Source organism: Sphingomonas sp. Leaf28 (assembly GCF_001421685.1).
Classification (GTDB): Bacteria; Pseudomonadota; Alphaproteobacteria; order Sphingomonadales; family Sphingomonadaceae; genus Sphingomonas; species Sphingomonas aurantiaca.
In genome coordinates this window covers 229,307-253,384 of record NZ_LMKX01000010.1, presented here as the reverse complement: position 1 = coordinate 253,384, position 24,078 = coordinate 229,307, and the positions used below count along the sequence as shown (strand labels likewise).

Genomic DNA, 24,078 nt, shown 5'->3' with positions numbered 1-24,078 from the left:
CCTCCGTCATCCCGGCGCACGCCGGGACTTTTGGACAGGCCGCGTTCTCTTGTGAAACGGACCGCAACCGTGGGTCCCGGCGTCCGCCGGGATGACGGGGGGTGTGGGGGTGGCCCCCATTCTCCGCTCGCTCCCCTCACCCCGTTCGTCCTGAGCGAAGTCGAAGGAAGGTCCCGTGCGCAGGTGCTTCGACTTCGCTCAGCACGAACGGAGGGGGATCGGTCCGGGCTCGCGCGTGACCTAGATCGCGCCGCCCGTCAGCCGCTGGCAGACCATATCGAGCTGATCGAGCGTCGAGTAACTCAGCGTCAGTGTGCCCCCGGTCTCGGTATGCGCGACGCGCACCTGGAGCCCCAGAAGGTCCGCCAACTGCCGCTCCAGCGCCGCGATGTCCGCATCCGGGATCCGCGGCTCGGACGGCCCACCGCTGCGGTTCCGCCCGGGCTTTGCGTCGCGCGCCAGCTTCTCCGTCTCGCGCACCGATAGCCCGCGCGCCACAACCTGATCCGCCAGCGTCTCGACATCGGGCGATCCCAGCAGTGCGCGCGCATGGCCCATGGACAGCGATCCATCGACCACCTGCGATTGGACCTGCGCGGGCAGTTCGAGCAGCCGCAGCAGGTTCGCGACGTGGCTGCGCGACTTGTGAACGATCTTGGCGAGCACCTCCTGCGTGTGGCCATATTCGCCCGCAAGCCGCTGATAGGCCTGCGCCTCTTCAATCGCGTTCAGATCCTCGCGCTGGATGTTCTCGATGAGCGCGATCTCAAGCGTCTCGGCGTCGTCGAAGTCGCGGACGACCACCGGCACCTCGTGCAGCCGCGCGCGCTGTGCCGCGCGCCAGCGCCGCTCGCCTGCGACGATCTGATAGTCGTGGCCATGCGGCCGGACGACGATCGGCTGGATCAGCCCGCGTGACGCGATCGACGCCGCGAGTTCGTCGAGCATCGCCTCGTCGAAATGCCGGCGCGGCTGATCGGGATGCGGCGACAGCGAACTGACCGGCAGCATCCGGACGCCCGACGACTGCGGCGCGGGCGCGCCATCGGCCGACACCGGCGTCTCGCGCGCCATCTCGCCGAGCAGCGCGTTGAGGCCCCTGCCCAGCCCCGGCCGTCCGCGCTTGTTACCCTCGCTCATGCGGCCACCTGGGCCGACGCGGGAAGGCGTCCGATCAGCTCACGCGCCAGCGCGATATAGGCCTGCGAGCCCGAGCAGCGGTGATCGTAGATCAGCGCCGGAAGCCCGTGGCTCGGCGCCTCGGACAGCCGCACGTTGCGTGGGATGACCGTCTCGAACACCACTTTCCCCAATACCGCACGGACGTCGGCCGAGACCTGGTCGGTCAGGCGGTTGCGCCGATCGAACATCGTCAGCGCGACGCCCAGGATCGACAGGCCCGGATTGAACCGCTGGCGGATCCGCTCGACCGTGCTGAGCAGCTGCGACAACCCCTCGAGCGCAAAGAACTCGCACTGAAGCGGCACGAGCAGGGAATCCGCCGCGACCATCGCGTTGATGGTCAGCAGGCCGAGCGACGGCGGGCAATCGATCAGCGCGATATCCCATGCCCCGCGCGCGACCTTCATCGCGCGATCGAGGCGGTGCGTGCGCGCGTCGAAGTCAACGAGTTCGATCTCGGCCCCCGACAGGTCGACCGTTGCGGGCACGATATCGAGCCGCGGCACGCGCGTGTGGACGACCGCATCGTCGATCGACGTCTCGCCGATCAGCACGTCGTAGCTCGACCGCTCACGCTGCGAATGACCGATGCCGAGCCCGGTCGACGCGTTGCCCTGCGGATCGAGATCGACCAGCAGCACGCGCATGCCCGTCGCCGCCAGCGCGGTCGCGAGATTGATGGCGCTGGTGGTCTTGCCCACCCCACCCTTTTGATTGGCGACCGCGATGGTGATCATCGCGCGCTCACCGTATCCAGAACCACGATCGACGACTCCGGGTTCGTGACGCTTTGTTCCACGTGGAACATAAACCGCCAATGCTGCTTGAGCGCGGCCAGCTCTTCCTCATCGAAACGCCCCCGAGGAAGCAGCCACCGCGTCTCCTTTGTGGCGCAGTGCGCCGCGCCACGCAAAAGGTTTTGCAGCGACGCGACCGCGCGCGCCGAAATGATCGCGGCGTCGGCGGTGGCGTTCTCGACCTTCGAGGCGTGGACGCGAACCTGCCCGCCGAGCTCAAGCCGGGCGACGCAAAGTTGCAGGAAGTCCGCCCGGCGACGACGCGGCTCGACGAGATCGACCGGGCCTTCGCGTACGAGTGCGACGACCATGCCGGGAAAGCCCCCGCCCGTGCCGATATCGAGCCAGCGTTTCGCGCCCGTGTTGGCGCCTGCGAGCGCAACGAGCTGGAGCGAGTCGACGACGTGGCGATCCCAGATCGTCGGGATCGTCGACGGCGCGATCAGATTCTGGTGCGGTGTCTCAGCGACGACCATGTCGACGAACGCCGCCAATCGCTCGGTCGCCTCGGGGCCGAACCGGTCGGTGACCCAGGCCTTTGCGTCGTCTTCGGTCATGCTGGGACTCGTTTCGTATGCAATAGGACCGCCGACAATGCGGCGGGCGTGATCCCGCGGACGCGGGCGGCGGCGGCCAGCGAGGTCGGACGGGCGGCGCTCAGGCGATCGATCATCTCGTTCGACAGGCCGGGTATGCGATCATAGGCCAAGTCCTCGGGGAGGCGGATCGCCTCGTCGGCACGCAGCCGCGCGACCTCCTGCGCCTGCCGTTCGATATACGGCGCGTAGCGGGCGTCCTCTAAGACTTCGTCAACGACCGCGGTCGGAATGCTGTCTGCCGCATCCGGCGCGACATGCGCGAGCGTCACGCCGTCGAACCGGAGCCAGTCGAACGCGCTCCGCCGCGCGCCGTCACGACCGATTGCCGCACCCTGGTCGGCGACATGGGTCGCGGTACGTTCGCAGTCGAGCGAGGATCGGAAGCGGGCGCGATGCTCGGCCAGCGCATGCTGGTGCGCGAGACGCTCCGAACCGAGGCACCCTGCCGCTTCGGCGATACCGCCAAGTCGGGTCTCGGCATTGTCCGCACGCAGCGACAGGCGAAATTCGGCGCGCGCTGTGAGCATGCGATAGGGCTCGGTCACCCCCTGCAGCGTGAGGTCGTCGATCATGACGCCCAGATAGCTCGAGGCGCGATCGAGGATCACCGGCGCCAGATCGCATGCATGGGCCGCCGCGTTGAGTCCGGCGACGAGCCCCTGCCCTGCCGCCTCTTCATACCCCGTCGTGCCGTTGACCTGGCCGGCGCAGAACACGCCCTCGATTGCGCCGAGCGCCAGCCGTGTGTCGAGTGCGCGCGGATCGATATGGTCATACTCGACCGCATAGCCTGGCATCGTCATCGTCACGCGTTCGAGACCGGGGATGCTCGCCAGCATTGCGGCTTGGACCTCCACCGGGAGCGAGGTCGACAGCCCATTCGGATAGACCGTTGCATCATCGAGCCCCTCGGGTTCGAGGAACACCTGGTGCCCGTCGCGGTCGCCGAAGCGGTGGACCTTGTCCTCGATCGACGGGCAGTAGCGCGGGCCCGCTGCCTCGATCGCGCCAGTGAACAACGGCGAGCGATGGAACGCCTCGCGGATGATCGCGTGGGTTTGGTCGGTCGTGCGCGTGATCGCGCAGGCGATCTGCGGGAGCGGACGCGCGCGCGTCATCGGCGACATCGTCCAGGGATCGAGGTCGGAAGGTTGCTCGGCGAGCGCCCCCCAGTCGATCGTTCGCCCGTCGAGCCGGGGCGGTGTCCCCGTCTTCAGCCGCGCCATCGGCAGGTCGCGAGCCCGCAGCTGATCGGCCAGTGGCTTGGCCGCGCGCTCGCCGATGCGACCGCCCTCCTCGCGGTCGTCGCCGCGGAAGATGCGACCGCCGAGGAACGTGCCCGTTGCCAGAACGACCGCACGCGCCTTGACGATCGCGCCGTCCGCCAGCACGACACCCGCCATGTGATCGCCCTCGAAATGGAGCGCGATGGCCTCCCCTTCAACGATCGACAGCCCTGCGGTCGCCGCCAACATCGTCTGGATCGCCTGCGAATATCGCCGACGATCGGCCTGGATGCGCGGCCCCTGGACCGCCGATCCCTTGCTGCGATTGAGCATCCGGTAATGGATCGCCGCGGCGTCGGCCGCGCGTCCGATCAATCCGTCGAACGCGTCGACTTCTCGGACCATGTGGCCCTTGCCGAGGCCGCCGATCGCGGGATTGCAGGACATGGCGCCAATATGCCGCGCGTCGAACGACACGAGCGCGGTGCGCGCGCCCCTGCGCGCCGCCGCGGCTGCGGCTTCGGTTCCGGCATGGCCACCGCCAACCACCACTACATCGAACATGCCACCGCCCTAGAACGGCGCATTGAGCACGTCAAAGATGTTCCACGTGGAACATCACTTGCCGATGCAGAAACGCCCGAACAGCGCGTCGAGCATCTCACCCGTCGCGTCGAGGCCGAGCACGCCCGCCAGGATCGCGCGCGCCTGCCGGAGGTGCTCGGCGACGATGAGGGCGTCCAAACCGGGATATCGTAGCGCGTCGACCGCGAGGCCGCATTGCCGCCGCTGGTGCGCCTTGAGCGCGATCGCGTCGCTGCGCGGGAGCATCGCCGCGGCGCGGGCATGCAGGGCGGCCCATAGCCGGTCGAGCGACCCACGGTCGGTCTGCGCGATGGCGAGCGCGCGGTCCGCCGGGATCTCGCCCCGCCCCGGCAGGTCGGCGCGCGCGTGGATCCAGATCGCGTCCGAGCGCGGCGGTGGCGTGTCGGCCAGCCAGAGGACGATGTCCGCAGCGGCCAGCGCATCCTCCGCGCGCGTCACGCCGATCGCCTCGATCGGGTCCCGCGTATCGATCAGCCCCGCGGTATCGGTCAGGACATAGGCGACGCCGTCGCGCGTCACCGGCAGTTCGATCCGGTCGCGCGTCGTCCCCGAGATCGGCGAGACGATCGCCGCATCGCGCTCGCCAAGCAGATTGAGCAAGGTCGACTTGCCGCTATTGGGCGGGCCACCGATCACGACGCGCAGGCCGTCCTTCAACCGCTCGACCGGCGGCGCAGCGACCACCGCCTCGATCTCGGTGGCGAGCGCACTCACCCCGGCGACGATCGCGTCGAACGCCGCGCTGTCGCTGGCGACGTCGTCCTCGTCGGCAAAGTCGAGTATCGCCTCGATGCGCGCGGACAGCATCGCGACCGAGTCCATCCACCCGCGCACCGCCTGGCTCACCCGCCCTTCCGCCGCGGTCATCGCCGCGACGCGCTGCCCCTCGGTTTCGGCTTCGAGCAGGTCGGCAAGGCCCTCGGCCTCGGTGAGGTCGATGCGCCCGTTGGTCAGCGCGCGGCGGGTGAACTCACCGGGCTCGGCGGGACGAAGCCCGGCGACCGCGGACAGCGCCTGCTCGACCGCGGCGATCACGGCACGACCACCATGGCAGTGGAACTCGACGAGATCCTCGCCGGTCGCGGTATTGGGGCCCGGGAAGACGATGACCAGCGCGCGGTCGAGCAACGCGCCGCCTGCATCGCGCAAGCCCCGCAGGCTCGCATGACGCGGCGCGGGCAGCGGCCCCGCCAGCGCCTGCGCCGCCGCGAACGCGTGTGGCCCGCTCACCCGGACGACAGCGATCGCCGCGGGCGGGCGTCCGCTCGATACCGCGAAGATCGTTTTCACGGGAAACTCAGCTGCTTTTCGTCGCGGTGTCAAACATGCGTTTCCACATCGCCATCCCTGCCTCGCCCATAGGCTGCCAGCCGCGCATCATCGATTCGAGCATCTCGGGCTTCATCTGGCCGTCGGGAATCGCGTCCATCATCATCGCGACATAGCGGTCATGGATCGGCGTCAGATCGGGCAGCCCGACCGCGCGGCGCGCCTCTTCCGGGGTACATTCGATCTCGATATTCATCTTCATGTGCGGCACCCCCGATGACGCTTGAGCGGCCGATCGGGGCGCTGCATAGCAGGGTCATGTATGCGCGCGATGCCGCCTCGATCGCAACGCCAATCGGGCTGGTCCGCGTGACCGGCACCGCGGACCGGATCGACTCGATCGAGATCGTGGCTAGTGGCGATGCCGTCGCGACCGATGCGCCGGCGATCCGCGAGGCGCTGCGCCAGATCGAGGCGTATTTTGCTGAGCGACTGACGGCGTTCGATCTGCCGCTTGCCCCCTCGCCTACCGACCGCGGCGCAGTCCTCCGCCAGGGGATCGTCGACATCGGCTATGGCCAGACCGCGAGCTATGGCGCGCTCGCCAAGGCGATCCGGTCGAGCCCGCGCGCGATCGGCCAGGCGTGCGCGCGCAATCCGTTTCCGATCATCGTCCCCTGCCACCGAATCCTTGGAGCCGGAGGGCGGCTTGGTGCGTATTCCGCGGGCAACGGCCCCATCACCAAATCCAGGCTGCTCGACCACGAACGGCCGCAAGGAGGATTGCTATGACGAACACCACCACCATCCCGACGCTCGCCGGCGATGGCGAATTCACCGCGTATCGCGCAACGCCGGCCGGCACGCCCAAGGCCGCGATCGTCGTGATCCAGGAGATCTTCGGCGTGAACGCCGGCATCCGCCGCAAGTGCGACACGCTCGCCGAGGCCGGCTACCTCGCGATCGCGCCCGACCTGTTCTGGCGGCTCGAGCCCGGCATCGAACTCGATCCCGACATCAAGCCCGAGTTCGACCGCGCGTTCGAGCTGATGGGCCAGTTCGACCAGGACAAGGGTATCGCCGATATCGAGGCGGCCGTGCGCGCAGTGCGCAGCGAACTGGGCGACGGAACCAAGGTCGGCGTGGTCGGCTACTGCCTCGGCGGGCGCCTCGCATTCATGACCGCGGCACGCACCGACGTCGATGCGAGCGTCGGCTATTATGGCGTCGGGATCGACGGGCTGCTCGGTGAGAAGAACGCGATCGCGCATCCGGTGCTGCTGCACGTGCCCGAGGAGGATCACTTCGTCGACAAGGATGCGCAGGCGGCGATGCATGCCGGGCTCGACGATCACCCCAAGGTGACGATCTACGATTATGCGGGCGAGGATCACGGCTTCGCGACCGAGTTCGGCGAGCGCCGGTCGGATGCGTCAGCGAAGCTGGCCGACGAGCGGACGGCCAAGTTCTTCGCCGAGCATCTGGGCTGAGGGGCGCCCCCTCCCCTCAACAATCGTCATTCCCGCGGAGGCGGGAATCCATACTGGCTGGCGTCGCTTAAAAATCGCCGCCCTTTGAGGATATGGATCCCCGCCTGCGCGGGGATGACGATGGTGGGGGTTATGTCGGGGCGCACTATGCCCGGCATGACGAGCGAGCGACGGACATGAAAAAGGCCTCGCCGGACGATCCCGGCGAGGCCTTTTTGCTATCTCAAAAGCGGCGTGATCAGCCGAGCAGCGAGATGATCCCGAGCGTCTCGCCGGTCCCGACCCAGCCCTCGTAGATCATCTTCACCGCGACCACGAGGATCACCGCGAGGCCGATATAGGCGATCCAGCGATACTTGTTGATGACGCGCGCGATGTAGTTCGCCGCCAGACCCATCATCGCAACCGACAGCAACAGGCCGATGACGAGGATGCCCGGATGCTCGCGCGCCGCGCCCGCGACCGCGAGCACGTTGTCGAGGCTCATCGACACGTCGGCGACCGCGACCGCCCAAGCCGCGCTGGCAAAGCCCTTCGACGACTTGATCCCCGAGCGCTCGTCACCCTCGATCTCTTCGGACCCGGCATTCTCCGCACCCTCACGGATTTCGCGCCAGAACTTCCAGCTGACCCACAGCAACAGCAAGCCGCCCGCGAAGATCAGCCCAACGATGCCCATCAGCCACGTCACGATCAGCGCGAAGAAGATGCGCAGGACGAGCGCCGCGCCGATGCCGATCAGGATGACCTTCTTGCGCTGGTCGGCGGGAAGCCCCGCGGCGAGTGCGCCGACGACGATCGCATTGTCGCCCGCGAGGACGAGGTCGATCATCAGGACCGATCCGAACGCGGCCAGCGCCTTCGGATCGCCGAGATTGGAGAAGTCGGCGACGATGTGCTGCCAGATCTCCAGCGGCGAGCCGGGTCCGGCGACTTCCGATGCGGCGGCGGCCAGCATGGCGATGATACTCAAGATGTCAGCTCCCGGTGACGGGCCACCGCCGGTGCGCGGGGGTGGCGGATTTCGAGGGGTTTAATAGCAAAGCGGCACGCGAAAGCCATTGCTCTCGCGTGCCGCCTGGTCGGTCTTTTGGGCGGACATGGGCAAAACCCATATCGTCGGTCGGAGCTTCGCCCCGCCGGCCGAACCGGTGCGAGTCCTGCTGCAGCTTGCAGCAGGCCGCACTCGGTTACTGATTCATGCTGTCGAAGAAATTCTCGTTGGTCTTCGAATCCTTCATCTTGTCGAGCAGGAACTCCATCGCGTCGATCGTGCCCATCTGCATCAGGATGCGACGCAGGACCCACATCTTGGAAAGCTTGGCCTTGTCGACCAGCAGCTCTTCCTTGCGCGTGCCCGACTTGCCGACGTCGAGCGCCGGGAAGATGCGCTTGTCCGCGACCTTGCGATCGAGCACGATTTCCGAGTTGCCGGTGCCCTTGAACTCCTCGAAGATCACCTCGTCCATGCGGCTGCCCGTGTCGATCAGCGCGGTCGCGATGATCGAGAGCGAACCGCCCTCCTCGATGTTGCGCGCGGCACCGAAGAAACGCTTCGGACGCTGCAGCGCGTTCGCATCGACACCACCGGTCAGGACCTTGCCCGACGACGGCACGACGGTGTTGTAGGCACGACCCAGACGGGTGATCGAGTCGAGCAGGATCACAACGTCCTTCTTGTGCTCGACCAGGCGCTTGGCCTTCTCGATCACCATCTCGGCGACCTGGACGTGGCGCTGCGCGGGTTCGTCGAACGTCGAGCTGACGACCTCGCCCTTCACGCTGCGCTGCATGTCGGTGACTTCCTCGGGGCGCTCGTCGATCAGCAGGACGATCAGGAACACCTCGGGGTGATTGTCGGTGATCGCCTTGGCCATGTTCTGCAGCATGACCGTCTTGCCGACGCGCGGCGGGGCGACGATCAGCGTGCGCTGGCCCTTGCCCTGCGGCGACACGATGTCGATGACGCGCGCCGACTTGTCCTTGACGGTCGGGTCGGCGGGATCGAGCGTCAGCTTGCTCTCGGGGTAGAGCGGCGTGAGATTGTCGAAATTGACGCGGTGACGGACGACGTCGGGATCGTCGAAATTGACCGCAGTGAGCTTCACCAGCGAGAAATAGCGTTCGCCATCCTTTGGCCCGCGGATCTCGCCCTCGACCGTGTCACCGGTGCGCAGGCCGAACTTCCGGACCTGGTTCGGCGAGATGTAGATGTCGTCGGGCCCGGCGAGATAGTTGGACTCCGGCGAGCGCAGGAAGCCGAAGCCGTCGGGCAGCACTTCGATCGTGCCGAGCCCCATGATCTGGTCGCCATTGTCCGCCTGCACCTTCAGGATCGCGAACAACAGGTCCTGCTTGCGCAGCGTCGAGGCGCTCTCGACCCCCAATTCCTCGGCCAGCTGGACCAGCTCGGCAGGCTTCTTTTTCTTCAGGTCTTTGAGATGCATGGGGATTTCCGGATAGCGATCAACGGGAACAGGTTCGGTCTGCGCGTGCGCTGGAAAGCGGAACTGGGCGAGCCGAACAGGCAGGACCACACGACCGGGCAGGACGCCAGGAGGCCGTGCTGGAAATCGGGGTAGAATTGAGGGGGCGGTTAGTCAAGCGGAGTGCGTGCCGCTTTCCTCCAATCCTCCCCCGCCAGGGGGAGGTGGCACCGCAGGTGACGGAGGGGGAGGATGCGCAGCAGGGGTTGTCCTTACCGCCCCTCCGTCTGGCAAGCGCCAGCCATCTCCCCCTGGCGGGGGAGGATTGAGAAGGTCAGAACGGCTTTACGATCGCCAGCACGACGATCAGCGTTACCGCCAGCGCGGGCACCTCGTTCAGCATCCGCAGTTGCTTGCCCGTCAGCGTGGGCTTCCCGGCCGCGAGCTTCTTGGCATAGCCGATCGTCCAGCCATGATAGCCCGTCAGCAGGAACACCAGCAGCAGCTTGAGGTGCAGCCAACCCAGCCCCGGCGCGCCATCCGCCAGCCCGAGGTTCAGCGCCAGCGCGATCCCGAGCACCCAGACAACGATCATCGCCGGCGTCAGGATGATGTGGCGGATCTTGCCTTCGCGCTCGACCCAGTTCGCCGCCTCGGCCGCATTGCCCGCGGCCAGCGCCTCCTGATGATAGACGAGGTAGCGCGGCAGCATGAACAGCCCGGCCATCCAGAAGATCACGAAGATCAGGTGCGCGGCCTTCACCCAGTCATAGGCCGCTCCGAGAAAACCGCTCATGTCGTGCTCCTGACGCGGGCGATGAGCTGCTCGACATGCTCCACGGGCGTGTCGGGCAGGATACCGTGGCCCAGATTGAAGATGTGCGGCCGCTCGACGAATGCCGCGAGGATTCGGTCGATCGCCGCATCGAGGTCCGCACCGCCCGCAATCAATGCAAGCGGATCGAGATTGCCCTGCACCGGCATGTCGGCGGGCAGAGAGGCATGCGCCCAGACCGGATCGACCGTCTCGTCGAGCCCGATCGCATCGACGCCCGTCTCGCGCGCATAGGCGGGAAGCTTGCCCCCTGCCCCCTTGGGAAAGCCGATCACGGGTACGCCCGGGCAGCGCGCATGGAGGCGCTCGACGATCGACGCGGTCGGCGCGATCACCCAACGCTCGAACTGCGCGGGGCTGAGGCTTCCCGACCAGCTGTCGAACAGCTGCACCACATCGACGCCCGCCTCGATCTGCCGCGCGAGATATTCGACCGTATTGTCCGCGATCGCATCGATGATCGCGCCGAACGCGGCCGGATCGGCATAGGCGAAACGCCGCGTCTCGGACTGATCCTTGGACCCCTTGCCCGCCACCATATAGGTCGCGACCGTCCAGGGAGAGCCTGCAAAGCCCAGGAACGTCGTCTCGGGCGGCAATGCCGCGGCGACCTTGGCAACGGTGCCGTAGACCGGCTCCAGCCGCCCCATGACCGGCTGCAACCGATCGAGCGCATGGTCGACCAGCGCGGGTTCGAGCCGCGGCCCCTCACCCACTCCGAAGCTGAGATCCTGACCGAGCGCCCAGGGGATCATCAATATGTCCGAGAACAGGATCGAGCCGTCGAACCCGAACCGGCGGATCGGCTGGAGCGTCACCTCTGCCGCGGCGTCGGGATCGGTCGCCAGCGCGAGGAATCCCCCCTTCTCGGCCCGCAGCGCGCGATATTCGGGGAGGTAGCGCCCCGCCTGCCGCATGAGCCACAGCGGCGGCACGGCCTGACGCTCCCCGCGAAGAGTCGCCAGGAGGGGCTTGAAGGCGAGCGAATTGGAGGTCGGATCGGTCAGCGGAGCACCCTTCTTCTACTATAAGAAGATTCAAGAAATAGGTTGTTGCAGTGGTTGGGCGGTTGAACCCGGGACTTATGCGGTGATCCCGGAATTGCCAACAGCTTGACCCCCGCGCACCGCGACAAACGCGCTGATTCGATTCAAGGCTCCCCATTACCCACAGCCTGTGGATAAAATCCGGCCCTGTGCGCGAGCGTGTGGATAGAATCGGTGTTATCCACGGCGCCACGGTCGCTTGGCGAGGGCAGCGAGTTACGCTAGCCGTTTTCCCCATGTTATCCACAGATTCACACCCACGGACCCGCCCGCTGGGGATAAAACGCCCATGATGCGGCTCCATCTGCATTTGTTGTCGGATTCGACCGGCGAGACGCTGGAGAACATCGCGAAGGCGGCGCTGGCGCAATATGATGACGTCGAGACCGTCCGCCATTTCTGGCCGATGGTGCGGACCGAGGCGCATCTCGAGCGGATCCTCCAAGAGATTGCGCAGAACCCCGGGCTGGTCGTGTTCACGCTGGTGAACCCCGCGACGCGGCGGATCCTCGAGCAGCGGTGCCTCGCGCTCGGGCTTCCGGCCGTAGCGCCGCTCGACCCCGTCAACGACGCGTTGTCCGGCTTGCTGGGACAGCAGGCCAAGGCACGACCTGGGCGTCAGCACGTCCTCGACGCGGCCTATTTCGCGCGTGTCGATGCGATCCAGTGGACGATCGCGCATGACGACGGGATCGCGTGGGAGGAATGGGAGGAGGCCGATATCGTGCTCGCGGGCGTGTCGCGCTCGTCGAAGACGCCGACCTCGATCTATCTCGCCAACCGTGGCTACAAGACCGCGAACATCCCGATCGTCGTCGAGAGCCCGCCGCCAAAGATCCTCTATGCGCTCCGCCGGCCGCTGATCGTCGGGCTGACGACGAGTGCCGACCGGCTGATCCAGGTGCGGCGCAACCGGTTGCTGTCGCTCCACCAGGCGCCCGATACCTCCTATGTCGAGGAGGAGGCGGTGATGCGCGAGCTCGCCTTTGCGCGGCGGATGTTCGCGGACAATGGCTGGCCGGTAATCGACGTCACGCGGCGGTCGATCGAGGAAACTGCGGCGGCGATCATCGCGCTGTGCAACCAGCGGCAGATCGAAGCATGAGCCTGGTCCTGGCATCGCAAAGTGCCTCGCGCCGGGCCATGCTGACGGCGGCGGGGGTGGCGTTCGACGCGACCTTTGCGGGCGTCGACGAGGATGCGGCCAAGGCGGCACTGCGCGACCTGTCGCCGCGCGATCTCGCCGATGCACTGGCCGAGCTGAAGGCGCGCAAGGTGTCCGCGCGGATGCCGGGGCAGCTCGTGCTTGGCAGCGACTCGCTGGTCGCGCTCGAGGACGGCACGATCCTCGACAAGCCCACTGACCGTGACGACGCGGCGGCGCATCTACGTCTGATGTCGGGCAAGCGGCACGATCTGTGGAGCGCGGCGGTGATCGCGGAGAATGGCCAGGCGATCTGGCGGCATGTCGAGCGCGCGAAGATGCACGTCCGCCCGCTGTCCGAGGCGTTCATCGAGACGTATCTCGATGCTGAATGGCCGGCGATTGCGGGCTGCGTCGGCTGCTACCGGATCGAGGGGCCCGGGGCGCAGCTGTTCGCCAGGATCGAGGGGAGCCAGTTTACGGTGCTGGGGATGCCGTTGCTGAACGTGCTCGATTTTTTGCGCATGCGTGGCGAGTTGCCGGTGTAATCTTCCGCTTCTCCCTTCCACCTGCCCCGCACCCGCACCCGCACCCGCACCCGCACCCGCACCGCCTGCCACTCCCACCCGTCACCCCAGCGGAAGCTGGGGTATCTCACGAGGCAGACGACGCCCGCCAAACAGGGAGATCCCAGCTTTCGCTGGGATGACGGGGTGTAGCGGCACGGCGTGGAGGAATGACGCCGCTAACGGCGCAAATGCAGCCCCGTGGCAATTCCACCGCGGTAGACTAAACCGTCTTCCAGACTGGATCCCCGCCGTCGCGGGGACGCACGGAGCCTTGCATGACCCGACCCTATGCCGAAGTGATCGGCGATCCGATCGCGCAGTCGAAATCGCCGCTGATCCACGGCTTCTGGCTCAAGGCGCTCGGGATCGACGCCGACTATCGCCACAAGCTCGTCACCGCCGACGATCTCCCCGCCTATTTCGCCGATCGCAAGGCGGACCCGGACTGGCGCGGGTGCAACATCACGATGCCGCACAAGCTCGCCGCGCTCGACCACGTATCCGACCCCGGCGACGTCCGCGGGTCGATCGGCGCGATCAACACCGTGTTTCGCAACCAGGCGGGCGACTGCATCGGCACCAACACCGATGCCGCCGGATTCTGGGCGCCGATCGACGACCTCGACATCGCCGGCCAGCCGGTGACGGTGATCGGCGCGGGCGGCGCGGCGCGTGCGATCCTGTTCGCGCTGTCGCGGATGGGCGTCGGCCCTGTGACGATCCTCAACCGCAATCCGCTCAAGGGCGCGGCGTTGCTGTCGAGCTTCGGATTGAAGGGTCAGGCGCTGCCGATCGGCCCCGCCGCCCCGCCCTCGCGGCTTCTCGTCAACGCGAGCGTGCTCGGCATGACGGGCCAACCTCCGCTCGAGATCGACCTTGGCGCGCTCGAGCCAGACTCGCTCGTGTACGACATCGTCTATTCGCCGCTCGAGACAGACCTGCTCAAGGCGGCGCGCGCGCGCGATCTGGAAACCGTCGACGGGCTGGAGATGCTGATTGGCCAGGCTGCGGTCGCGTTCGAGATATTGTTCCACGTGGAACCACCGCGCGACCGCGACGAGGATCTCCGGGCGTTGCTGGTCAAATGATCATCGGCCTCACCGGATCGATCGGCATGGGCAAGTCCGCCGTCGCCGCGATGTTCGCCGACGAAGCCATCCCGGTGTTCGACGCGGACGCGGCGGTGCACCGGTTGCAGGGGGTCGGCGGTCGACTGGTAGCACCGATCGAGGCCGCCTTCCCCGGCACGACCGCAGACGGCGCGGTCGATCGCGCGAAGCTTGGCGCGGCGGTTTTCGGCGACGATGCCGCGATCAAGCGACTCGAAGCAATCGTCCACCCGGCGGTTGGCGAAGAGCGCGCCGCGTTCCTGGCAAGGCATGCCGGCAAGCAAGTCGTGTTCGACGTCCCTCTCCTTTTCGAAACCGGCGGCAACCAGCGAGTCGACGTGATCGTCGTCGTCTCCGCCGCGCCCGATGTCCAGCGCGCGCGCGTCCTCGCGCGTCCTGGCATGACCGCGGAAAAATTCGCGGCAATCCTCGCCCGCCAGACCCCCGATGCCGAGAAACGCGCGCGCGCGGATTATGTCATCCATACCGATACGAGCTTCGACGAAACGCGGGCGCAGGTTCGCGCGGTGCTTGCGTCCTTGGAAATCTGAGCCGATACCATGGCGATGCGCGAGATCGTCTTCGACACCGAAACCACCGGCCTCAGTTTTTCCGGTGGCGACCGCATGGTCGAGATCGGCTGCGTCGAGATGCTCGACCGGGTTGAGACCGGGCGCACCTTCCACGCTTATTACCATCCCGAACGCGATATGCCGGTCGAGGCGTTCAACGTCCACGGGCTCAGTCAGGCGTTCCTGTCCGACAAGCCGCGATTCGGTGACGCGGTCGAGGAGCTGCTAGAATTCGTCGGCGACTCGCCGATGATCGCGCACAATGCCGGCTTCGATTTCTCGTTCCTCAACGGCGAGCTGACCAAGTGCGGGCGGCAGATCATCCACATGAAGCGGATGGTCGACACGCTGCAGATTGCGCGCAGCCGTCATCCGGGCGCCAAGCACTCGCTCGACGCGCTGTGCTCGCGCTTCGGAATCGATCGAAGCCACCGCGTCCTCCACGGCGCGTTGCTCGACGCGCAGCTGCTCGCGCAGGTTTATGTCGAGCTGATGGGCGGTCGCCAGATCGGCCTCGGGCTGCTCAGCGACACTGGCAGCAGCGCTTCGACTCCGGTCGTCGCACAGGCGCCTCGGGTCGTTCGTCCGCCGCGGGTTTTCGCGGTGGGCGAGGGAGACCTTGCGGCGCATGCGGCGTTTATGAAGGGGATCAAGGATCCGATTTGGGGGGCCGTGGCGTCCGGATGACGCCGGCAGGGTGGAGCCAACAGGACCGCCCGAAGACAGTAACGTCGACAAGGAGACGAACATGGATATCCGGATTTCTGGTCATCAGGTTGACACTGGCGAAGCGCTGAACAGCCATGTGGAAGACCGACTCCAGGGTATCGCCGACAAGTATTTCGCGCGCGCCATCTCGGCCGAGGTCACGTTCGGCAAGGGGCCGCACGACGCCGGTTTCAAATGCGATATCGTCGCGCACGTGATGAAGGGCCTCGTGCTCAAGGGGCATTCGGACGCCTATGATGCCCGCGCCGCGTTCGACGGTGCCGCCGCCAAGATCGAGACGCAACTCCGCCGCTACATGCGTCGCCTGAAGGATCGCCACGCCGGCGAAGCGGTCGCGATGGCCGAGAGCAACGGCTACGACAATGCCGGCTACACGCTGTTCCAGGAAAGCGTCGAGGAGGACGATGTCGCGGACGCACCGCTGATCATCGCCGAGACGCGTGTCGACATCCCCGAGGCGACGGTGTCCGACGCGGTGATGATGCTCGATCTGCGCAATACCGCCGCATTGCTGTTCATGAATGCGGGCACCGGCGCGCACAACATGGTCTATCGCCGCGGCGACGGCACGATTGGCTGGGTCGAGCCACAGCGTGCTGCGGCATCCTCCGCCCCGACCTCCGCCCCAACCTCCGCTTCGCCGCAATAAGAAGCGTCCAATACGGCGTCCGTCTCTCGGCTGCGCCTTTACGCCCCCGTGCAACCCGCTAAGGCGGACCTGCGCGGGGGCGCCTTGAGACAATGTACAGCATGACCGATTTCAGTGATATGCTGCGTCCCGACGCAGTGCAGACGGGCGTTGTCGCCGCAACGAAGAAGGCGGTGTTCCAGCATATCGCGACGATGGCCGCCGAAACCGTCGATGCGGACGTCAAGACGATCAACGAGCGACTGACCGCCCGCGAGAAGCTCGGCTCGACCGGGTTTGGCGGCGGCGTCGCGATCCCGCATGCCAAGCTGGACGGGCTGGCACAGGTGACGGGCGCCTTCGTCCGGTTGGCGCAGCTGGTGGATTTCCAGGCGGTCGACGATCTTCCGGTCGATCTCGTCTTCATGCTGCTCTCCCCCACCGATGCGGGGGCGGTTCACTTGAAGGCGCTCGCACGCGTATCGCGGCGACTGCGCGACAAGGCGTTTCTCGAAAAACTGCGCGGGGCGGGTTCGCCCGATGCGCTCTACGCACTATTCACCGCCGACGAGGTGCGCGATGCCGCCTGAGTCGGCTGGCGCTGAGGCGCATTTTCGCGCGCTGGAATCGCTCTACGCGCAGGCGCCGATCAATCGATTTTTCGAATCCTCGCTCGAAATCCCCGAAGCTGGTGTCGCGCGGATCCATTTCACGATCAACGAACGCCATTATCACGCGGGTGGCGCCGCGCATGGGACGAGCTATTTCAAGATGCTCGACGATGCGGCGTTCTACGCGTCGAACAGCCTCGTCACCGATCGTTTCCTGCTGACGACCGCGTTCAACCTCCTGCTCACGCGGCCGCTGAAGGTCGGACCGGTGATCGCCGAGGGCCGCTGGATCAGCGGCAAACGGCGCGTGTTCGTCGCGGATGCGCGGCTGATCGATGCGGACGGCGAGGAGGCCGCGCGCGGCACGGGCACCTTCATGCGCTCGCGGATCGCGCTCGCCGGCCTGCCCGGATACCGCGCGCCGGCATGAGCGGCCGGCTGCCCAGCGGCGTGCTCGTCAGCGCCCTCCTCCGCCGCGTGAACGACGCCGGCGGGTTCGGCGCGGTGATGGCGAAGGGCGATCCGCAGGGCGGCGCGATCCTGGTCATCGCGGTCGATAAAGGGGCCCCTCCCCGCCTGCTGGAACGCGGTCTCGGGCCCGATGGGCGGACCGCAATGATCGACTCGACTCCGGCCGAGGACCCCGACGGCTATTGGCGGCGGCGGCGCGCGCGCGACCCCGATCTGTGGGTCGTGGAGGTGGACATCGCAGCGGCGGAACGGTTCGCCGCTGAAACGATCCTGAACGATTGACTCGAAAGCCCCCCCAATAGAGGGGGATTCCAACATTGAATGGCGTTGTGCTGGGACGGGTGCGATCCGGATCAGTTACGCAGTCGGGGGGATGCTCGGACGATCGGCTTGTACGATCGCTTTCGTGGTTCAACCGCATCTGAATAAGTTTGAATGACGATTCTTCAGCGGGCTGCGACGATCGCAGTCATGACCTTCTCTCTCGCCGGCTTGCTCGGCAACAGCGCTCCCGGCAAGGCAACCGGTCTCGATCGCTCGACCACCAATCTCACTGCTCTTGCTAATCTCAACGCCCTCTCCCCGCAGAATGTTCCGCAGATCGCTCCAGTCGCAACGCCCGTTGCTGCCGTCGAGCCCATCGCCACGAACGCTGCCACGGCCGAAGCCGAAGAATTCGACACGCTCGCCCAGGCCGTCGCCGCGCAGGACAGCGCCGCCGCCGACGATGCGCTCCAGTGCCTTGCTGGCGCGATCTATTTCGAATCCAAGGGTGAGCCGCTGACCGGCCAGCTCGCCGTCGCCGAAGTCATCATCAACCGCGCCAAGTCGGGTCGTTTCCCCGCCGACGTCTGCGCCGTCGTCAAGCAGCGCGGCCAGTTCAGCTTTGTCCGCGGTGGCCAGATCCCCACGATCAACGCCGGCACCGCCTATCGCACCGCGATCGCGGTCGCCAAGGTTGCACTCGCCGACGCCTGGAACAGCCCTGCCGAGAAGGCGCTGTACTTCAACACCGCCGATCGCCGTCCTTCGGTTCGCGCGGTCAAGGTCGCCTCGATCGGCAACCACGTCTTCTATCGCTGAGCGCGTAACCCTCTCGGGCGATCCGTCGCCACCAGCGATACCACAATCCGTGAATGAGCTTGCCTCGTTCGCGGATTGTTCTATTTCCGGGCTATGCTCGACATGCCACCGGACTCCTGCATCGACAAACCGGGATCACCCCCCGATGCCATGATGTGCGCCGCTGACGTGGCGCGCGGCGTGATCCGGATGCTGCTGCGCCACGACCTTGTAGCGATGACCGAAGTACCGCTCGATGGCGGCCGTCGCGCCGACCTCATGGCGGTCGATGCGCGCGGGCAGATCGTGATCGTCGAGATCAAGGTCTCGCGCGCGGACCTGCTCGGCGACGGGAAATGGCCCGACTATCTCGCCCATTGCGACCGGTATTTCTGGGCGGTGCCGGCGGGGTTCGACACCGCGCCGCTGCACGGCCCCGTGTTCCTGCCCGAGCGGACCGGGATCATCGTCGCGGACCGCTATGATGCGGCGATCGTGCGCGAGGCGCATACCACCCCCCTGCCCGCGCATGTCCGCAAGCGGGGGACGCTGTCATTTGCGCGGCGCGCTGCGCGACGGCTGATCGCGCAGATGGACCCGGATGCGGACGGGTTGGCGTTCTGAGTGCACCCGTCATCCTGACTTTCGCCAGGATGACGGATGAGGGATTCGTGGCGAGCGCCCGTTCAGAACTTCGGCCCCGAGACCGCCTTCTTCACCTTCTTCGGTGCATCGGCGAGCAGCTTGGTTACGACCGGGTTGCGGCCGTCCTGCTTGGCATAGTCGCGCGCGGACATGCCCGCCATGATATCCGCCTGGTCGGGATCGGCGCCCTCGGTCAGCAACACCCGGATCATGCCGACATCGCGCCGCTGCACCGCGCGGATCAGCGGGGTTTCGCCCGCCGAATTGGCAAGGTTCGGGTTCGCGCCCGCGGCGGTCAGGATCGGGATCATGCCCGTCTGCCCCAGCGTCACCGCGAGCAGCAACGGGGTGTTGCCCTTGCCGTCGCGCAGGTTCGCGTCGGCGCCCTTCTGCAACAGGAACCGCAGATACACCTCGTCGCTGCGCTTGATGACGATGTGGAGCGCGCCCTCGCCGCTGGTGACGTCGCGCGTGTTGATGATGTTGCTGCCCGGGCGGCCGAGCATCTCGAGCACGTCGTTGTTCTTGGCATCGCGCACCGCGGACAGGAACTTGTACCCCTCCGACTGGCCTTGCGCGGAGGATGGCGTGGCGACGCCCAGCGCCGGCGTGAGAATGGCGGCGGCGAGCATCAGGCGAATACGCATCGAGAGACTTCCTTGGTTCGTCCTGGATATAGGCCGACGCTTGCGCCGCAGTAGCGAACAGATCAAGGCTGGCGGCATCATGACCATGCGTTTCATCCTTTTCAGCGCCCTTGCCCTAACGGCGTGCAATGCCTCCGCACCGCCCGCAAAACCCCCGCTCGAAGGCGCCCGGATCGGCGGGGCCTTCGCGCTGACGGACCAGAATGGCCAGGCCGTCACCGAGCGGAGTTTCGCCGGCAAATACCGGATCATGTATTTCGGCTACACCTTCTGTCCCGATGTGTGTCCGACGGATGTCCAGGCGATCGGCGCCGCGGTGAAAACGCTCGAGTCGAGCGACCCCGTACTGGCGGCGAAGATCGTCCCGGTGTTCGTAACGGTCGATCCGGCACGCGATACGCCCGCGGTGCTCAAACAGTTCGTCTCGGCCTTCCACCCGCGCATGGTCGGGCTGACCGGCACCGACGCGCAGATCGCGCGGATCAAGACCGACTATGCGGTCTATTCGAGCAAGGGCGATGCGTCGCCGGGCGGCGGCTACCTCGTAAACCACTCCCGCCAGGCCTATCTGATGGACCCGGACGGCAAGCCCCTCGCTTTGCTGCCGCAGGAAAAAGGGCCCGATGCCGTGGCGACAGAGATCAAGCGCTGGGCCCGGTGAGCGCACGCTTCTGGGAAGATACGCCGATCGAGCAACTTGATCGCGGCCAATGGGAGGCCTTGTGCGACGGCTGCGGCAAATGCTGCATCCACAAGCTCGAGGATGAGGAAACCGGCGAACTCGTCGCGACCAACGTCTCGTGCCGCCTGCTCGACCGGCGCAGCGGGCAATGCTCCGATTACCGGCACCGGCACGCCTATGTGCCCGAATGCGTGCGGCTGACGACCGGCAACGTCCACGGGATCGACTGGCTGCCCTCGACCTGCGCCTACCGCCTGCGCGCGGCGGGCGAGCAGCTGCCCGAATGGCATTACCTGGTCTGCGGCGACCGCGAGGCAGTCCACCGCGCCAAGCAGTCCGTCCGCGGCTGGACCGTCAGCGAGGACGAGGCCGGCGAGCTGGAATATCACGTGATCGACCGCGAACTGTAAGCCGGTGCGCGCACGATGATCGAGGGTCTGGAGATCGTCCGTCACCCCCGCGCCCGTCGCGCGCGTCTGTCGATCGATCCCGCAAGCGGCCGTGCGCGGCTCGTGCTGCCCAAACGGGCGGCGTTGAAGCAGGCGCTGGCCTGGGCGGAGGACAAGGCCGACTGGATCGCCGAGCAGCGCGCGTTGCTGCCCCAGCCCCGCCCTTTCGAGCCCGGTGCGGTGCTCACCGTCGCCGACGAGGCGCTGACGATCGCATGGGAGCCGGGCAGCCGCCGGACGGTCGTCCGCGATGGCGCCGTCCTGTCGCTGTCGGGGCCGCCCGAAACGATTTCCCGTCGCGTCGAGGCCTGGCTGAAACGCACCGCGCTGGCCGTCCTGGAAACCGAAACCGCCGAATATGCCGCCAAGGCCAAGGTAACCGTCGCACAGGTCGCGGTCGGCGACGCCAAGGGCCGCTGGGGCAGCTGCGCCTCAAGCGGGGTCATCCGCTATAGCTGGCGGCTGATCCTGGCGCCGAGCTGGGTCCGCCGCGCCACCGTCGCGCACGAAGTCGCACACCGGGTCCACATGAACCACGCGCCCGTCTTCCACGCGCTGGTCGAGCAGCTGTACGGCGAAGACCCGACCCCCGCGCGCGTCTGGCTACGCACGCACGGCGCCGGGCTTCACTGGTTCGGGCGGTCTTCCTGATCCCGGTCGCTCTGGAAGCGCTGGGTCTGGACCTGGTCGCGCGGCACGTCGCGCTGGAGTGGCTGACGCCCCGCGGGTGACGGCTCGCGCCGTTCACGCCCGGTGACACGGTCGATCCAATCCTGGTTCATCTGCTGCGGCGGGACCGCGGGCGGCGCCGGAGTCTCGGGCTGATCCGCATCGGGCCGCGCCAGCGTGTCGCCGGTCTGTGCGTCGGTCGGAACGGGCACGCCGTCCTGCGCGATCGGGTTGCCATCCGCATCGACCGCCATCTGGCCATTGTCGGGCTGGCCGAAATAGCTCTCCTCGTCGGGTTCGAGCTGCCATTCGGGCAACGTCACCTGCGTATCGAACTGCTCGATCGGCCGGCTGGCGGTCGCGGGCTTCATGAACGCCGCCCAGGCCTTGGCCGGCGCGGTGCCACCGTGCAGCCCGGCGATCGGCCTGGCATCGTCGCGACCCATCCACACGCCGGTGGTGATGCCGCTGGAGAAGCCCAGGAACCAGCCGTCCTTCGATGCGCTGGTCGTCCCCGTCTTGCCCGCGACGGGGCGGCCGATCTGCGCGGCGCGACCGGTGCCGGTGTTGACCGCGGTCTGCAGCAGATCGGTCATCTCCGCGGCGACATAGGGCGCGACGAGCACATGGCTGCGGTCGACCTCATGCGTGTAGATCGTCTGGCCATTGGCGGTCACGCGCGTGATTCCATAGGGCGTGACCGCGACGCCCTTGTTGGCGACCGAGGCGAAGGCACGCGTCATGTCGATCACGCGCACTTCCGAGGTGCCGAGCACCATCGACGGATGCGTATTGACCGGCGTCGTGATCCCGAACCGCCGCGCCATGTCCGCCACCGTCGTGAAGCCGACCTCCTGGCCCAGCTTGGCGGCCACGGTGTTGAGCGAATAGGCGAACGCGGTGCGCAGCGAGACTGCGCCGGAATTGCGCCTGGAATCGTTGCGCGGGCTCCAGCCGCTGATCGTGACGGGCTCATCGACAATCGAATCCGCGGGCTTGTGGCCCGCCTCGAGCGCGGCAAGGTACACGAACAGCTTGAACGACGAGCCCGGCTGGCGGACCGCCTGCGTCGCGCGGTTGTAGATCGACGAGACGTAATCCTTGCCGCCGACCATCGCGCGCACTTCGCCGCCCCGATCGAGCGCGACCAGCGCGCCCTGCGCGCCCGGTGGCGCATTGGCGCGGATCGCCTTGTCCGCCTGGCGCTGCATCGTCAGGTCGAGCGTCGTCCAGACCTCGAGCGGCTCGGTGGTCTCGTCGATCAGCGTATCGAGCTGCGGCAACGCCCAGTCGGTAAAGTAGCGGACGCTGTTCTGCTTGGGCTCGGGCGCGAGCTTGAGGCCCGATATATCGGCATCGGCCGCCTGCGATGCGGTGATCGCCCCGGTCTCGCGCATCGTCTCCAGCACCACGCCCGCGCGGCCCATCGCGGCCTCGGCATCGGCGGTCGGCGAGTAGTTGGACGGCGCCTTGACGAGGCCGGCGATGACCGCCGCCTCGGCCAGGCTCAGATGATCCGCGCCGTGACCGAAGAACTTACGGCTCGCCGCGTCGATCCCGTACGCGCCGCCGCCATAATAGACCTTGTTGAGATAGAGTTCGAGGATCTGGTCCTTGGTGAACTTCCACTCCAGCGCGAACGCCAGGATACCTTCGCGGAACTTGCGGCCGAACTTCTTCTGGTTGTTGAGGAAGACGGTGCGCGCAAGCTGCTGCGTGATCGTCGATCCACCCTGCGTCCAGTGGCCGCGATCATAGCGCACCTTCAACGATCGCGCGACGCCGACCGGGTCGATGCCGATATGCGAGCGGAAGCGGCGATCCTCGACCGAGACGGTCGCGTCGCGCATCACCTGGGGGATCTGGCTGTACGGCAGCCATTCGCCGAAGCTCGGCCCCATCGACACGATCACCGTGCCGTCGGCGGCATGGACTCGGATCATCTGGCCGTTCGGCGAGGATTTCAGGCTGTCGAAGCTCGGCAGCTGCGACATCGCGACATAGACCGCGATCGCCAGTGCACCGAGTGCGAGCACCCCGATCCCGACACAGAGCTGAAGAGTGACGACCAGCCGCCGCCGCCAGCGTGACGCCGGTGGAGTGGGGGGCCGACGGGACGGGGAAGCAGAACGCGTACGAGCCATGTAGCTCGCGGAATTACGCGCTATGCCCCCGCCCTACAAGCGGCATCAAGCCGCGGCGTTTGCTTTGCGCGGCCGGAATTCGAGCGACAGCGAATTCATGCAGTAACGCTGCCCGGTCGGTGGCGGGCCGTCGGGGAAGACATGCCCCATATGGCTGTCACAACGCGCGCACCGCGTCTCGATCCGCGTCATGCCATGGCTGCGATCCGCGTGATCGGTGACCGCATCGGGGCCGATCGGCTGCGTGAAGCTCGGCCAGCCCGAGCCCGAATCATATTTGTCCGCGCTGTCGAACAGTTCGTTCGAGCACGCCGCGCACCGGTAGATGCCATCGGCCTTGTTGTCGTTCAGCGCGCCGGCAAATGCGCGTTCGGTGCCCGCCTCGCGCAGCACGTGATATTGTTCGGGGGTGAGTCGCTTGCGCCACTCGGCTTCGGAAAGATTGAGCTGATCCATGGGTTTGAATCTCGT

General features: G+C 66.9%; 29 protein-coding genes. 16 read left to right on the top strand and 13 right to left on the bottom strand.

Annotated features, from left to right (window positions below):
• Positions 1–240: 240 nt before the first annotated feature.
• Genes ASE79_RS16680 through ASE79_RS16655 form a run of 6 tightly spaced genes read right to left on the bottom strand, consistent with a single transcriptional unit; the run spans position 241 to position 5,941 of the window.
• Positions 241–1,140, bottom strand: coding sequence for a ParB/RepB/Spo0J family partition protein (locus ASE79_RS16680; RefSeq protein ID WP_056419246.1), 900 nt, complete (start codon positions 1,138–1,140; stop codon positions 241–243).
• The gene (locus tag ASE79_RS16675; protein WP_056419245.1) at positions 1,137–1,919 is read right to left on the bottom strand and encodes a ParA family protein; all 783 of its coding nucleotides are present in this window, start codon (positions 1,917–1,919) and stop codon (positions 1,137–1,139) included. Before ASE79_RS16675 ends, ASE79_RS16680 begins: the two co-directional genes overlap by 4 nt.
• Positions 1,916–2,536, bottom strand: coding sequence for a 16S rRNA (guanine(527)-N(7))-methyltransferase RsmG (rsmG, locus tag ASE79_RS16670; RefSeq protein WP_056419243.1), 621 nt, complete (start codon positions 2,534–2,536; stop codon positions 1,916–1,918). The genes ASE79_RS16675 and rsmG overlap by 4 nt, the downstream gene beginning before the upstream one ends.
• A complete protein-coding gene (mnmG, locus tag ASE79_RS16665) occupies positions 2,533–4,368 on the bottom strand; it encodes a tRNA uridine-5-carboxymethylaminomethyl(34) synthesis enzyme MnmG (RefSeq protein ID WP_056419240.1) in 1,836 nt (611 codons plus the stop codon). The genes rsmG and mnmG overlap by 4 nt, the downstream gene beginning before the upstream one ends.
• A 54-nt stretch (positions 4,369–4,422) precedes the next feature.
• Entirely contained in the window at positions 4,423–5,700 is a 1,278-nt protein-coding gene (mnmE, locus tag ASE79_RS16660; protein ID WP_056419237.1) for a tRNA uridine-5-carboxymethylaminomethyl(34) synthesis GTPase MnmE, read from the bottom strand.
• 7 nt (positions 5,701–5,707) lie between these two features.
• Positions 5,708–5,941, bottom strand: coding sequence for a DUF6489 family protein (locus tag ASE79_RS16655; RefSeq protein WP_056419235.1), 234 nt, complete (start codon positions 5,939–5,941; stop codon positions 5,708–5,710).
• 56 nt (positions 5,942–5,997) lie between these two features.
• On the opposite strand from ASE79_RS16655, the gene ASE79_RS16650 reads away from it, so the two are divergent.
• Complete coding sequence (locus ASE79_RS16650) at positions 5,998–6,471, top strand: methylated-DNA--[protein]-cysteine S-methyltransferase (protein WP_056419728.1); 474 nt, start codon at positions 5,998–6,000, stop codon at positions 6,469–6,471.
• The gene (locus ASE79_RS16645; protein ID WP_056419232.1) at positions 6,468–7,169 is read left to right on the top strand and encodes a dienelactone hydrolase family protein; all 702 of its coding nucleotides are present in this window, start codon (positions 6,468–6,470) and stop codon (positions 7,167–7,169) included. Before ASE79_RS16650 ends, ASE79_RS16645 begins: the two co-directional genes overlap by 4 nt.
• A gap of 238 nt (positions 7,170–7,407) precedes the next feature.
• Here the strand turns inward: ASE79_RS16645 and ASE79_RS16640 are convergent, their stop codons facing one another.
• From ASE79_RS16640 to hemE, 4 genes are all read right to left on the bottom strand, one after another.
• Positions 7,408–8,127, bottom strand: a complete 720-nt coding sequence (locus tag ASE79_RS16640) for a TerC family protein (protein ID WP_200910407.1) — start codon at positions 8,125–8,127, stop codon at positions 7,408–7,410.
• Between the two features lie 232 nt (positions 8,128–8,359).
• The gene (gene rho, locus ASE79_RS16635) at positions 8,360–9,616 is read right to left on the bottom strand and encodes a transcription termination factor Rho (protein WP_031395107.1); all 1,257 of its coding nucleotides are present in this window, start codon (positions 9,614–9,616) and stop codon (positions 8,360–8,362) included.
• Between the two features lie 313 nt (positions 9,617–9,929).
• Entirely contained in the window at positions 9,930–10,391 is a 462-nt protein-coding gene (locus tag ASE79_RS16630) for a CopD family protein (protein WP_056419229.1), read from the bottom strand.
• Positions 10,388–11,437 carry a uroporphyrinogen decarboxylase gene (gene hemE, locus ASE79_RS16625; RefSeq protein WP_056419226.1) on the bottom strand — a complete coding sequence of 350 codons (1,050 nt, stop codon included), beginning with the start codon at positions 11,435–11,437 and terminating at the stop codon, positions 10,388–10,390. The genes ASE79_RS16630 and hemE overlap by 4 nt, the downstream gene beginning before the upstream one ends.
• Before the next feature lie 328 nt (positions 11,438–11,765).
• Between hemE and ASE79_RS16620 the strand changes: the two genes are divergently transcribed.
• The 11 genes from ASE79_RS16620 to ASE79_RS16570 all read left to right on the top strand — a co-directional run bounded on the left by ASE79_RS16620 (position 11,766) and on the right by ASE79_RS16570 (position 18,995).
• Positions 11,766–12,581, top strand: coding sequence for a pyruvate, water dikinase regulatory protein (locus ASE79_RS16620; RefSeq protein WP_056419224.1), 816 nt, complete (start codon positions 11,766–11,768; stop codon positions 12,579–12,581).
• Positions 12,578–13,168: a Maf family protein gene (locus tag ASE79_RS16615; RefSeq protein ID WP_082445392.1), complete on the top strand. Its 591-nt coding sequence runs from the start codon at positions 12,578–12,580 to the stop codon at positions 13,166–13,168. Before ASE79_RS16620 ends, ASE79_RS16615 begins: the two co-directional genes overlap by 4 nt.
• A gap of 296 nt (positions 13,169–13,464) precedes the next feature.
• The gene (locus tag ASE79_RS16610) at positions 13,465–14,277 is read left to right on the top strand and encodes a shikimate dehydrogenase family protein (RefSeq protein ID WP_056419220.1); all 813 of its coding nucleotides are present in this window, start codon (positions 13,465–13,467) and stop codon (positions 14,275–14,277) included.
• The gene (gene coaE, locus ASE79_RS16605; protein WP_056419217.1) at positions 14,274–14,849 is read left to right on the top strand and encodes a dephospho-CoA kinase; all 576 of its coding nucleotides are present in this window, start codon (positions 14,274–14,276) and stop codon (positions 14,847–14,849) included. The genes ASE79_RS16610 and coaE overlap by 4 nt, the downstream gene beginning before the upstream one ends.
• A gap of 15 nt (positions 14,850–14,864) precedes the next feature.
• Entirely contained in the window at positions 14,865–15,557 is a 693-nt protein-coding gene (gene dnaQ, locus ASE79_RS16600; protein WP_056419719.1) for a DNA polymerase III subunit epsilon, read from the top strand.
• Positions 15,558–15,618: 61 nt separating this feature from the next.
• Entirely contained in the window at positions 15,619–16,248 is a 630-nt protein-coding gene (gene hpf, locus ASE79_RS16595; RefSeq protein ID WP_056419718.1) for a ribosome hibernation-promoting factor, HPF/YfiA family, read from the top strand.
• A gap of 101 nt (positions 16,249–16,349) precedes the next feature.
• Positions 16,350–16,817 (top strand): PTS sugar transporter subunit IIA, encoded by a 468-nt coding sequence (locus ASE79_RS16590; protein ID WP_056419715.1) that lies wholly within the window; start codon positions 16,350–16,352, stop codon positions 16,815–16,817.
• Positions 16,807–17,268: a PaaI family thioesterase gene (locus ASE79_RS16585; protein WP_056419214.1), complete on the top strand. Its 462-nt coding sequence runs from the start codon at positions 16,807–16,809 to the stop codon at positions 17,266–17,268. Before ASE79_RS16590 ends, ASE79_RS16585 begins: the two co-directional genes overlap by 11 nt.
• Positions 17,265–17,591, top strand: a complete 327-nt coding sequence (locus ASE79_RS16580) for a DUF1491 family protein (protein WP_056419212.1) — start codon at positions 17,265–17,267, stop codon at positions 17,589–17,591. Before ASE79_RS16585 ends, ASE79_RS16580 begins: the two co-directional genes overlap by 4 nt.
• Before the next feature lie 153 nt (positions 17,592–17,744).
• Entirely contained in the window at positions 17,745–18,392 is a 648-nt protein-coding gene (locus tag ASE79_RS16575; protein ID WP_056419209.1) for a cell wall hydrolase, read from the top strand.
• 93 nt (positions 18,393–18,485) lie between these two features.
• Positions 18,486–18,995 (top strand): MmcB family DNA repair protein, encoded by a 510-nt coding sequence (locus tag ASE79_RS16570; RefSeq protein WP_056419207.1) that lies wholly within the window; start codon positions 18,486–18,488, stop codon positions 18,993–18,995.
• Between the two features lie 62 nt (positions 18,996–19,057).
• Here the strand turns inward: ASE79_RS16570 and ASE79_RS16565 are convergent, their stop codons facing one another.
• Positions 19,058–19,663, bottom strand: a complete 606-nt coding sequence (locus ASE79_RS16565; RefSeq protein ID WP_056419204.1) for an ankyrin repeat domain-containing protein — start codon at positions 19,661–19,663, stop codon at positions 19,058–19,060.
• A gap of 79 nt (positions 19,664–19,742) precedes the next feature.
• Here ASE79_RS16565 and ASE79_RS16560 point away from each other — a divergent pair, with 79 nt between their 5' ends.
• The 3 genes from ASE79_RS16560 to ASE79_RS16550 are packed head-to-tail and all read left to right on the top strand — an operon-like array spanning position 19,743 to position 21,445.
• Entirely contained in the window at positions 19,743–20,324 is a 582-nt protein-coding gene (locus tag ASE79_RS16560; RefSeq protein WP_056419712.1) for an SCO family protein, read from the top strand.
• Positions 20,321–20,755 (top strand): YcgN family cysteine cluster protein, encoded by a 435-nt coding sequence (locus ASE79_RS16555; RefSeq protein ID WP_398457037.1) that lies wholly within the window; start codon positions 20,321–20,323, stop codon positions 20,753–20,755. Before ASE79_RS16560 ends, ASE79_RS16555 begins: the two co-directional genes overlap by 4 nt.
• 15 nt (positions 20,756–20,770) lie before the next feature.
• Entirely contained in the window at positions 20,771–21,445 is a 675-nt protein-coding gene (locus tag ASE79_RS16550; RefSeq protein WP_056419202.1) for a M48 family metallopeptidase, read from the top strand.
• Here the strand turns inward: ASE79_RS16550 and ASE79_RS16545 are convergent.
• Complete coding sequence (locus tag ASE79_RS16545; protein ID WP_056419199.1) at positions 21,421–23,607, bottom strand: transglycosylase domain-containing protein; 2,187 nt, start codon at positions 23,605–23,607, stop codon at positions 21,421–21,423. The two genes, ASE79_RS16550 and ASE79_RS16545, sit on opposite strands and share 25 nt — an antisense overlap.
• A gap of 45 nt (positions 23,608–23,652) precedes the next feature.
• Positions 23,653–24,063 (bottom strand): peptide-methionine (R)-S-oxide reductase MsrB, encoded by a 411-nt coding sequence (gene msrB / locus ASE79_RS16540; RefSeq protein WP_056419196.1) that lies wholly within the window; start codon positions 24,061–24,063, stop codon positions 23,653–23,655.
• Between the last annotated feature and the right edge of the window lie 15 nt (positions 24,064–24,078).